9 protein-coding genes are annotated in these 10,604 nt (G+C 71.8%); 3 read left to right on the top strand and 6 right to left on the bottom strand.

Annotated elements, in window-relative coordinates; all coding sequences use genetic code 11:
• Positions 1 to 86: 86 nt before the first annotated feature.
• From ftsH to dacB, 5 genes are all read right to left on the bottom strand, one after another.
• Positions 87 to 2,105 (bottom strand): ATP-dependent zinc metalloprotease FtsH, encoded by a 2,019-nt coding sequence (gene ftsH, locus ACZ60W_RS16430; RefSeq protein WP_469756000.1) that lies wholly within the window; start codon positions 2,103 to 2,105, stop codon positions 87 to 89.
• A gap of 171 nt (positions 2,106 to 2,276) precedes the next feature.
• Entirely contained in the window at positions 2,277 to 2,816 is a 540-nt protein-coding gene (gene hpt, locus ACZ60W_RS16435; protein ID WP_030219931.1) for a hypoxanthine phosphoribosyltransferase, read from the bottom strand.
• Between the two features lie 41 nt (positions 2,817 to 2,857).
• Positions 2,858 to 3,877: a tRNA lysidine(34) synthetase TilS gene (gene tilS, locus ACZ60W_RS16440; RefSeq protein ID WP_469756001.1), complete on the bottom strand. Its 1,020-nt coding sequence runs from the start codon at positions 3,875 to 3,877 to the stop codon at positions 2,858 to 2,860.
• A 207-nt stretch (positions 3,878 to 4,084) separates the two neighbouring features.
• On the bottom strand, positions 4,085 to 5,221 hold the full coding sequence (locus tag ACZ60W_RS16445; RefSeq protein WP_469756002.1) for a zinc-dependent metalloprotease: 1,137 nt from the start codon (positions 5,219 to 5,221) through the stop codon (positions 4,085 to 4,087).
• A gap of 82 nt (positions 5,222 to 5,303) precedes the next feature.
• On the bottom strand, positions 5,304 to 6,725 hold the full coding sequence (gene dacB, locus ACZ60W_RS16450; RefSeq protein WP_469756003.1) for a D-alanyl-D-alanine carboxypeptidase/D-alanyl-D-alanine endopeptidase: 1,422 nt from the start codon (positions 6,723 to 6,725) through the stop codon (positions 5,304 to 5,306).
• 103 nt (positions 6,726 to 6,828) lie between these two features.
• On the opposite strand from dacB, the gene ACZ60W_RS16455 reads away from it, so the two are divergent.
• Both ACZ60W_RS16455 and ACZ60W_RS16460 read left to right on the top strand, forming a co-directional pair.
• Positions 6,829 to 7,320, top strand: a complete 492-nt coding sequence (locus tag ACZ60W_RS16455) for an inorganic diphosphatase (protein ID WP_015034462.1) — start codon at positions 6,829 to 6,831, stop codon at positions 7,318 to 7,320.
• 115 nt (positions 7,321 to 7,435) lie between these two features.
• Positions 7,436 to 9,094 carry a threonine/serine exporter family protein gene (locus ACZ60W_RS16460; protein WP_469756004.1) on the top strand — a complete coding sequence of 553 codons (1,659 nt, stop codon included), beginning with the start codon at positions 7,436 to 7,438 and terminating at the stop codon, positions 9,092 to 9,094.
• A gap of 207 nt (positions 9,095 to 9,301) precedes the next feature.
• Here ACZ60W_RS16460 and ACZ60W_RS16465 read toward each other — a convergent pair whose 3' ends face one another.
• Positions 9,302 to 10,003, bottom strand: coding sequence for a DedA family protein (locus ACZ60W_RS16465; protein WP_469756005.1), 702 nt, complete (start codon positions 10,001 to 10,003; stop codon positions 9,302 to 9,304).
• Between the two features lie 150 nt (positions 10,004 to 10,153).
• On the opposite strand from ACZ60W_RS16465, the gene ACZ60W_RS16470 reads away from it, so the two are divergent.
• Positions 10,154 to 10,522, top strand: coding sequence for a YbjQ family protein (locus ACZ60W_RS16470; protein WP_469756009.1), 369 nt, complete (start codon positions 10,154 to 10,156; stop codon positions 10,520 to 10,522).
• Positions 10,523 to 10,604 lie beyond the last annotated feature (82 nt).

The following is a 10,604-nucleotide window of genomic DNA, read 5'->3' on the forward strand; positions in this document are numbered from 1 at the left end:
GTTCCGTCTGGCTGATGTGCGCGAAATGCCGCGCCCCCACAGGCTAAAACCTGTGGGGGCGCGGCAGCCATTCCGGGGTGGGCCGGTCAGTCCTCGGGGTTGTCGACCGGGGCGATCTCGATGCCCTTGGTGGTGTCGACCGCCGGGGTGGCCGTTCCGTTGGCGCTGTTCGTCAGGGCGAGCTCCTTGGGGGAGAGCACCGGCGGACGCGTCGACGGGGTGCGGCGGGCGGATCCGGTCCAGGCCGGGCGCGCCGGGCGCTTGACGATGGGGGCGAAGATCTCGGCGATCTCCTCCTTGCCCAGCGTCTCCTTCTCCAGGAGGGCGAGGACCAGGTTGTCGAGGAGGTCACGGTTCTCGACGAGAATCTCCCACGCCTCGTTGTGCGCGGTCTCGATGAGCTTCTTGACCTCTTCGTCGACCAGCGCCGCGACCTCTTCCGAGTAGTCGCGCTGGTGCGCCATCTCGCGGCCCAGGAACGGCTCCGTGTTGTCGCCGCCGAACTTGATGGCGCCGAGCCGCTCGGTCATGCCGTACTGGGTGACCATCGCGCGGGCCGTGGCGGTGGCCTTCTCGATGTCGTTCGCCGCGCCCGTGGTCGGGTCGTGGAAGACGAGCTCCTCGGCCGCGCGGCCGCCCAGCATGTAGGCGAGCTGGTCGAGCATCTCGTTGCGGGTGGTCGAGTACTTGTCCTCGTCCGGCAGGACCATCGTGTAGCCCAGGGCGCGGCCGCGGGACAGGATGGTGATCTTGTGGACGGGGTCGGAGTTCGGCGAGGCCGCCGCGACCAGGGCGTGACCGCCCTCGTGGTACGCGGTGATCTTCTTCTCCTTGTCCGACATGATCCGGGTCCGCTTCTGCGGGCCCGCGACCACACGGTCGATCGCCTCGTCCAGAGCCTTGTTGTCGATCAGCTTCTGGTCGCTGCGGGCGGTGAGGAGCGCCGCCTCGTTGAGGACGTTGGAGAGGTCGGCACCGGTGAAGCCGGGGGTGCGTCGGGCGACGGCGCCGAGGTCGACGTCCGGGGCGACCGGCTTGCCCTTCTGGTGGACCTTGAGGATCTCCAGACGGCCCTGCATGTCCGGACGGTCGACCGCGATCTGGCGGTCGAAGCGGCCCGGGCGGAGCAGGGCGGGGTCGAGGATGTCGGGCCGGTTCGTGGCGGCGATCAGGATGACGCCGCCCTTCACGTCGAAGCCGTCCATCTCGACGAGGAGCTGGTTGAGCGTCTGCTCGCGCTCGTCGTGGCCGCCGCCGAGGCCGGCGCCGCGGTGGCGTCCGACCGCGTCGATCTCGTCGACGAAGACGATGGCCGGTGCGTTGGCCTTGGCCTGCTCGAAGAGGTCGCGGACACGGGAGGCGCCGACGCCGACGAACATCTCGACGAAGTCGGAGCCGGAGATCGAGTAGAAGGGGACCCCGGCCTCGCCGGCGACGGCGCGCGCGAGGAGCGTCTTGCCGGTTCCGGGCGGGCCGTAGAGCAGGACGCCCTTGGGGATCTTGGCGCCGACGGCCTGGAACTTCGCGGGCTCCTGGAGGAACTCCTTGATCTCGTGGAGTTCCTCGACGGCCTCGTCCGAGCCGGCGACGTCGGCGAAGGTGGTCTTCGGCGTGTCCTTGGTGATGAGCTTCGCCTTGGACTTGCCGAACTGCATGACGCGGGAGCCGCCGCCCTGCATCTGGTTCATCAGGAAGAGGAAGACGACCACGATCAGGACGAAGGGGAGGAGCGAGAGCAGGATCGAGACGAAGGGCGACTGCTTCGTCGGGGAGACGGTGTAGCCCTTCTCGATCTGCCCGGCCTCGAACTTCTCCTGGAGCTTGTCGGCGATGTCCACGCCCTGGCTGCCGATGTAGCTGGCCTGGACCTTGCTGCTCTTGTCGATCTTCTGGCCGTCGATGAGCTCGATCTTGATGATCTGCTCGTCACCGGTGGTGACCTTTGCCTGCTTGACCTGGTTCTTGTCGATCGCCTGGACGACCTTGCCGGTGTCCACCGTCTTGTAGCCCTCGGACGAGCCGACGACCTGCATCAGCACGACCACGGCGAGGACGGCCAGCACGATCCACATGACCGGCCCACGGAAGTATCGCTTCACGTCCATCCATACGGAGCGAGTACGCCCCGTCCCTCCTGCCCGTAGGAAAATGCTGCTGTGAGAGCTGCTGTGTGAAAAAGCTGTTCTTCGGACGGTACCTCAGCCGCGTCGCCCGCGACCGCCTTCCCGTGGTTCAACGGGGGGAAGGCGGTGCGGGTTCCCCGGACCGCCGGGTGTTCAGCCGCCGTAGACGTGCGGGGCGAGCGTGCCGACGAACGGAAGGTTCCGGTACTTCTCGGCGTAGTCGAGGCCGTAGCCGACGACGAACTCGTTGGGGATGTCGAAGCCGATCCACTTCACGTCGATGGCGACCTTGGCGGCCTCGGGCTTGCGCAGCAGGGTGCACACCTCCAGGGAGGCGGGCTCGCGCGAGCCGAGGTTCGACAGGAGCCAGGACAGGGTCAGGCCGGAGTCGATGATGTCCTCGACGATCAGGACGTGCTTGCCCTTGATGTCGGTGTCGAGGTCCTTGAGGATCCTGACGACGCCCGAGGACTGGGTGCCGGCGCCGTACGAGGAGACGGCCATCCAGTCCATGGTGACGGGGGTGGAAAGGGCGCGAGCCAGATCCGCCATCACCATCACGGCGCCCTTGAGGACACCGACGATGAGCAGGTCCTTGCCCGCGTATTCCGCGTCGATCTTCGCGGCCAGCTCAGCCAGCTTGGCGTCGATCTCTTCCTTGGTGATGAGCACCGACTGGAGGTCGGTGCCCATGTCCTTCTCGTTCACCCGGGTCACTTTCGTTGCAGCGTGCGTCAGCCTTGCCGGATGACCAGTCTGCCACCCTGGCGACGGGCTTCGACGCGGCCGGGCAGGTTGATGGCTCCCTGGCCGCGCCATCCGGTGATGAGCCGGTCGACTTCCTCGATGTGGCGGGCGAAGAGGGAACCGGCGGGGGCGCCCTCCGCGATGACCGCGCGGCGCAGGACGCGGCGGCGGACGGCGGGGGGAAGTCCGAAGAGCTTGGCGCATTCGAGCGCGCCGGCCTCGTCGCGTACGGAGGTCTCGGCGTCGGCGGCCCAGGTGTCGAGGGCGTCCGCGTCGTCCCGGGAGAGCTGGGCCGTTCGGGCGAGTGCTTCGACGACGCCCTTGCCGAGGGCCTTCTCCAGGGCGGGGAGGCCCTCGTGGCGGAGGCGGGAGCGGGTGTAGGCCGGGTCGCTGTTGTGGGGGTCGTCCCACACGGCGAGCTCCTGGGCGATGCAGGCTTTGCGGACGGTCTGGCGGTCGAGCTGGAGGAAGGGCCGCCGGTAGCGGCGGGCGGCGCCGGAGACGGCGGCCATGCCGGAGAGCGAGCGGATGCCGGAGCCCCGTGCGAGGCCGAGCAGGACGGTCTCCGCCTGGTCGTCGCGGGTGTGTCCGAGGAGGATCGCGGCGGCGCCGTGGCGTGCGGCGGCGGCGTCGAGCGCGGCGTAGCGCGCGTCGCGGGCCGCGGCCTCGGGTCCTCCTTCGCGGCCGACGGTGACGGTGACGGCCTCGACGGGGGTGAGGCCGAGGGCGGTCATGCGTCCGGCGACCTCGGTGGCGCGGCTGTCGGAGCCGTCCTGGAGGCCGTGGTCGACGGTGATGCCGCCGGCCCGCACGGGGAGCTTGCGGGCCTCGAAGGCGAGGGCGGAGGCGAGCGCCATGGAGTCGGCGCCTCCGGAGCACGCGACGAGCACCAGGGGTGCGGGCGCGTCGGGTGCGGTGGTGGGGTCGGTCTGGTGCTCGGTGAGAACGTCGTGGAGTACGCGGCGGACCGCCAGGCGTATCGCCGCGACCGCAGGATGGGGACCCATGTCCGGTGCCCTTCGTGATGGGGTGGGGTGCCTCGGTCGGAGTCTTAACGGTCGGAAAGGGGGGTTCGGTCACTCAGAGTGCGTCGATGGTGACAGAAACCCGGCCGTTACCCGAGCATTGCACGCCCCACCCCGTGCCCAGGGTCCCTCGGATGGGTGATTGGCCGGCTGTTCTCCCGTGTTCCTATGCCGTCTGCCGCACCTGCCTCACGAGTCTGCCTTACGGTGCACCCTCGCGATCCAGTCGGCGGGGGCGGCGATCTCGGACTTGGTGGGGAGCGTGTTGGGGGAGGTCCACACGCGGTTGAAGCCGTCCATGCCGACCTGGTCGACGACGGCGCGGACGAAGCGCTCGCCGTCCCGGTACTGGCGGAGCTTGGCGTCGAGGCCGAGGAGTTTGCGCAGGGCGAGGTCGAGGCGGGAGGCCCCGCGGGCCCGGCGCTGCTGGAACTTCTCGCGGATCTCGGCGACGGAGGGCACGACCTGCGGTCCGACGCCGTCCATGACGTAGTCGGCGTGGCCTTCGAGGAGGGACATGACGGCGGTGAGCCGGCCGAGGATCTCGCGCTGCTCGGGGGTCTGGACGAGTTCGACGAGGGACGGCGACGGCTCGCCCTCCTCGCCCTCGGGGCGGCCGCCGGCGAGGGTCTGGGCGGCTTCCCGCAGCCGTTCCACGACGGTGCCGGGGTCGACGTCGGTGGCGGTGAGGAACGACTGGATTTCGCCCTGGAGGTGGTCGCGGAGCCAGGGGACGGCGGTGAACTGGGTGCGGTGGGTCTCCTCGTGGAGGCAGACCCAGAGCCGGAAGTCGTGCGGGGAGACCTCCAGTTCGCGTTCGACGTGGACGATGTTGGGGGCGACGAGGAGGAGCCGCCCGCCACCGCCGCCGGCGGGCAGTTCACGGCTGGCGGGGGCGAAGGTCTCGTACTGGCCGAGGATGCGCGAGGCGAGGAAGGACAGCAGCATGCCCAGCTCGACGCCCGTGACCTTGCCGCCGACGGCGCCGAGGACGGCGCTGCCGGGGGTGCCGGCGCGGCGGTCCTGCATCTTGCCGAGGAGCGGGGTGAGGAGTTCGCGGAAGCCGGCGACGTTGGCCCGGATCCAGCCGGCCCGGTCGACGACGAGGACGGGGGTGTCGTGCGGCTCGACGCCCTCGGGGATCATGCGCGTGTAGGCGCGGACGTGTTCCTCGGACGCCTTGGCGTGCCTGCGGAGTTCGGCGACGACCTCGCGGGCCTCGTCGCGGCTGACTTCGGGTCCGGGCCGCACGAGGCGGGTCGCGGTCGCGACCGCGAGGTTCCAGTCGACCATCCCGGATGTGCCTGCGCCACCGATGCTCGTCATGCGTCAACCGTACGGTCTCGGCGCGCGATCGGAGAGGGTTCGGTACGGGTTCTCCGCGGGTCGGCGGGGGTCGGGGGCGGGGTCAGCGGGCTCCGGCGAGGGCCGCGGAGAGGCGGTCGAGGGCGGGCTGCGCCTCGTACGGCGAGACGGTGCGGCCGGCGAGGAAGGCGAAGGCGAGGAGGCGGCCGTCGGGGGTGACGACGGTCCCGGCGAGCGTGTTGACGCCCGTGAGCGTGCCGGTCTTGGCGCGGACGAGTCCGGCGCCGACGGTGGCCGGCGCGGTGTCGTAGCGGCCGGCGAGGGTGCCGGTGAAGCCGCCGACGGGGAGGCCGGTGAGGAGGGGGCGCAGGGCGGGGCGGGCGGGGTCGGCCGCCCGGGTGAGGAGTCCGGTGAGGAGGGTGGCGGAGACGCGGTCGCGGCGGTCGAGTCCGCTGCCGTCGGCGAAGCGGGTGCCCGCGACGGGGAGGCCGAGGCGGCGGAGCTCGGCCCGTACGGCCCGCTCGGCGCCCTGGAAGCCGGCGGGGAGCCGGTGTGCGAGGGCGGTCTGCCGGGCGAGGGCCTCGGCGAGGTCGTTGTCGCTGTGGGTGAGGGTGCGTTCGGCGAGGTCGGCGAGGGGTGCGGAGTACGTGCGGGCGAGCGGGGCGGCCTTCGGGGTGGGGCCGGGGGCCGGTTCGCCGGTGACCCGGACGCCGGCGGCGGCGAGGTGGCCGGCGAAGGCGCGGGCGGTGTCGCCGGCCGGGTCGGCGGTGCGGGGGGCGGGGCCGCTGTCGCTGCCGTCGAGGCGGCCCTCGTCGGTCATGAGGGCGACGACGGGGGCGATGTTCTCGTTGGGGCCGATGGGGTGGAGGGCGGGTCCGCGGTAGAGGCCGGTGTCGTAGGCGAGGCGTACGGAGGTGCGGCCGGTCTTCCCGAGGGCGCGGGCGGTGTCGGCGGCGAGGGCCTTCAGGCGCGCCCGGTCGAGGGTGGGGTCGCCGCCGCCGGTGAGGGTGACGCGGCTGCCGTCGGGGGTGGCGGTGACGGTCGTGGCGATGCGGTGGTCGGGGCCGAGGGCGGAGAGCGCGGCGGCGACGGTGACGATCTTGATCGTGGAGGCGGGGGTCATGGGGGTGCCGGCGCCTTCGCCGTACAGCTGCGCTCCGGTGGCGGTGTCGACGACGGAGGCGGTCCGCAGCGGGCCGAGGCCGGGGTCGGCGAGGAGCGGGACGAGGACGGCGGCGAGGTCGGCGGGGCGTCCGGCGGGCCGTCCCGCGGGGGCCGGGGCGTGCAGGGCGGTGAGGACGCCGGGGGCGCTGGGCGCGGGGGCCGGGCGGCGGGGCGGCGCGGGGGCCGGGGCGGGCGCGGGGGCGTGACGCGTGCCACCCGCCGCGGGGGCGGCGGCGCGGGCCCGCTCGGCCGTACGCTGGCCTCCGTCCCACGGACCGGCCGCGGTCACCGCCGCGGCGGCCAGGACGAGTCCGAGGGCGGCGGAGCCCGCCGTGAGCTGCCACATCCTCGGCTCCGGCATCTGCTGACCAGCCCCTTTCGCGATCACACACGTGCGTGAGGGACACTTAATCACCGCGCGTCGTCGCGAGCATTCACTTGTGTTGATTCAGGAGGAGCCACCCGTGGAGTTCGACGTTCTCATCGAGATCCCCAAGGGGTCGAGGAACAAGTACGAGGTCGACCACGAGACGGGTCGCATCCGCCTGGACCGTCGCCTCTTCACGTCGACGGCCTACCCGACCGACTACGGCTACGTGGAGAACACCCTCGGCGAGGACGGCGACCCGCTGGACGCGCTCGTCATCCTCGACGAGCCGACCTTCCCGGGCTGCCTCATCAAGTGCCGCGCGATCGGCATGTTCCGCATGACCGACGAGGCGGGCGGCGACGACAAGCTGCTCTGCGTCCCGGCCACGGACCCGCGCATGGAGCACCTGCGCGACATCCACCACGTGGCGGAGTTCGACCGCCTGGAGATCCAGCACTTCTTCGAGGTCTACAAGGACCTGGAGCCGGGCAAGTCCGTCGAGGGCGCCGACTGGGTCGGCCGCGCCGAGGCCGAGGCCGAGATCGAGAAGTCGTACGCGCGCGCCAAGGAGCAGGGCGGCCACTGAGCCCTCGCTGTCGTGATCGTGTGAAGGCGGTGCACCTGTCGGGTGCACCGCCTTTCGCACGTCCGTCGCCCCTTCATACTGGAATCCACGATTCCCTGGGGATGAGGCGGAGAGAGTGGTGGCGGAGCCGAAGGGCCCCGAGGAGGCTCCGGAGGACCGGAAGCCTCAGTCGGACGAGGCACGGAGCGCATTCGTCCCTCCTGTCGGGGTGGAGCAGCCGGCGCCGCCCGAGGAGGAGCATCCGACCTCCGAGTTCGCCCTGCCGCCGGGTCTGACGCCGGAGCCGCCGCCGGAGCAGGAGAAGTCGGCGTTCGCCACGCCGGCCACGTACTCGGCGCGCAACTCGCCGCCCGTCTTCACCCCGGCGTACGGGGTGCCGCTGGTGCGGCTGTCGCAGGACGCGCCGTGGCAGGACCGGATGCGGACCATGCTGCGGCTGCCGGTGCACGAGCGGCCGGTGCCGGAGTCGTCCCGCAAGGAGGACGAGTCGGGTCCCTCGGTGCCGCGCGTGCTCGACCTGACCCTGCGCATCGGCGAGCTGCTGCTGGCGGGCGGGGAGGGCGCGGAGGACGTCGAGGCGGCGATGTTCGCGATCTGCCGCTCGTACGGCCTGGACCGGGTCGAGCCGACGGTCACGTTCACCCTGTTGTCGGTCACGTACCAGCCGTCGCTGGTGGACGACCCGGTGACGGCGAACCGGACGGTGCGGCGCCGGGGGACGGACTACACGCGGCTCGCGGCGGTGTACCAGCTGATCGCGGACATCAACGAGCAGTCGCACGAGGTGACGCCGGAGGAGGCGTACCGGCGGCTCGCGGAGATACGGCGCAACCGGCACCCCTACCCCGGCTGGGTGCTGACGGCGGCCGCGGGCGTCCTGGCCGGCGCGGCCTCGGTGCTGCTCGGCGGCGGTCCGACGGTCTTCTTCGTGGCGGCGCTGGGCGCGGTGCTCGGCGACCGGCTGGCGTGGCTGTGCGCGGGGCGCGGGCTGCCGGAGTTCTACCAGTTCCTGGTGGCGGCGATGCCGCCGGCGGCGATGGGGGTGCTCCTGACGCTGCTGCACGCGGATCTGCGGCCGTCGGCGGTGATCACCGGTGGCCTGTTCGCGCTGATTCCCGGGCGGGCGCTGGTGGCGGCCGTCCAGGACGGTCTGACGGGCTTCTACATCACCGCGTCGGCGCGTCTCCTGGAGGTCGCGTACTTCTTCGTGGCGATCGTGGTGGGCGTGCTGTCGGTGCTGTACATCGCGGTGCAGTTCGACGCGCAGCTGAACCCCGAGGGGGCGCTGCGGGCGGTGGAGCGGCCGGTGACGCAGATCCTGGCGTCGATGGTGCTGTGCGCGACCTTCGCGGTCCTGCTGCAGCAGTCGCGCTCCACGGTGCTGTTCGCGACGCTGAACGGCGGGGTGGCCTGGGTGATCTACGCGTCGATAGCGGTCACCGCGGAGGGCTCGGCGGTGATGGCGACGGCGGTGGCGGCCGGGCTGGTGGGGCTCTTCGGGCAGCTGATCGCCCGCTACCACCACACGTCGTCGCTGCCGTACGTGACGGCGGCGATCGGTCCGCTGCTGCCGGGTTCGGCGACGTACTTCGGTGTCCTCGCGATCGCCCAGAACAACCTGGACCAGGGGTTCGCCTCGCTGGCGAAGGCGGCGGCGCTGGCCCTGGCGATCGCCATCGGGGTGAACCTGGGGAGCGAGCTGGCGCGGCTCTTCATGCAGGCCCCGGGCGCGGCGGCGGCCCGCCGCGCGGCGAAGCGGACCCGCGGCTTCTAGGGCCTGTCGTCTCCTCCGGGTCAGGCACGATCCGGAAGAGGCGGCCTGGGCGGCAGGCCCCGGGCGGGGTCCGTGGTCGCCTTCTCCGGAGCCGGGCCGGGTCCGTCGCGGGCTCCCCGGAGTCCGGGCCGGGTACGCCGACACCCCGGGGCGGTCGGCTCCCGGGGTGTCGGTGCGGCGGGGGCGGGGACGTCCCGCCGGCCGGTTTCAGCGCTTGGCGTGGCGGCCGCGGGGCCCCTGGGGGTTGGGGGTGCCGGGGGCGTCGTGGTCGTCCCGGGCCTGGGCCTTCTTGGCCTGGGAGCGGGCCCGGAGGAACTCGATCACGATCGGGACGACGGAGATCAGGACGATGCCGACCAGGATCATCTCGATGTGCTGGTGCACGAAGTCGATCTTGCCGAGGGAGGCGCCGAGGAGGGTCACGCCGGCGCCCCACAGCACGCCGCCGATGACGTTGAAGGTGATGAACGAGCGGTAGTTCATCCGGCTCACGCCGGCGATGATCGGCGTGAAGGTCCGCACGATGGGGACGAAGCGGGCCAGGATCAGCGACTTCGGGCCGTGCTTCTCGAAGAACTCGTGCGCCTTCTCGACGTTCTCCTGCTTGAACAGCTTGGAGTCGGGGCGCTTGAAGAGGCTGGGCCCGACCTTCCGGCCGAAGAGGTAGCCCACCTGGTCGCCGATGATCGCGGCGGCCACGACCAGCGTGCAGACCAGCCACAGCGGGGTGTCCAGTTTGCCGGTGGTGACGAGGAGGCCGGTGGTGAAGAGCAGCGAGTCACCGGGCAGGAAGAACCCGATGAGAAGGCCGGACTCGGCGAAGACGATCACCAGGACACCGATCAGACCGAAGGTCTGGATCAGATAGTCCGGGTCCAGCCAGCTCGGTCCGAGGGCAAGCGTGTTCACGGGTTCCGGGCTCCTGCGGTCGGTGGGGGCTTGGGGGACGGCTGCCCCAAGCTATCAACGCGGGCCGGACGCCCCCGGTTCCACCCGGCCCCCACGGGATGCGGACCGGGCCTCCACACCCGAGGGTGGGGGGTCAGGAGGTGCATGCCGATGGGCATCGAGGAGTACGGAGGCGGCCAGGGGCCGCACCCCGACGTGCTGGTCGTGACCACGAACGACGTGCCGGGTTTCGAGGTCCGGCAGGTGCTCGGTGAGGTCTTCGGGCTCACCGTGCGCTCACGCCATCTGGGCAGCCAGATCGGCGCGGGGCTGAAGTCGATGATCGGCGGGGAGCTGAAGGGTCTGACCAAGACCCTCGTGCAGACCCGCAACCAGGCGATGGAACGCCTGGTGGAGCAGGCTCAGGCGCGCGGCGCGAACGCCGTGCTGATGTTCCGCTTCGACGTGACGGAGGCCGCCGACGTGGGCACGGAGGTGTGCGCGTACGGCACGGCGGTGGTGATCGCGCCACGCGCCTGAGCGGGAGCCGCGCCGCGCGGCGACGGGGTGCTCACGCCCGGTGCGCAGGTCGTAGACGTAGAGCCGCCACGGCTCGCGCGGC

The organism is Streptomyces sp. NPDC104202, assembly GCF_055584185.1.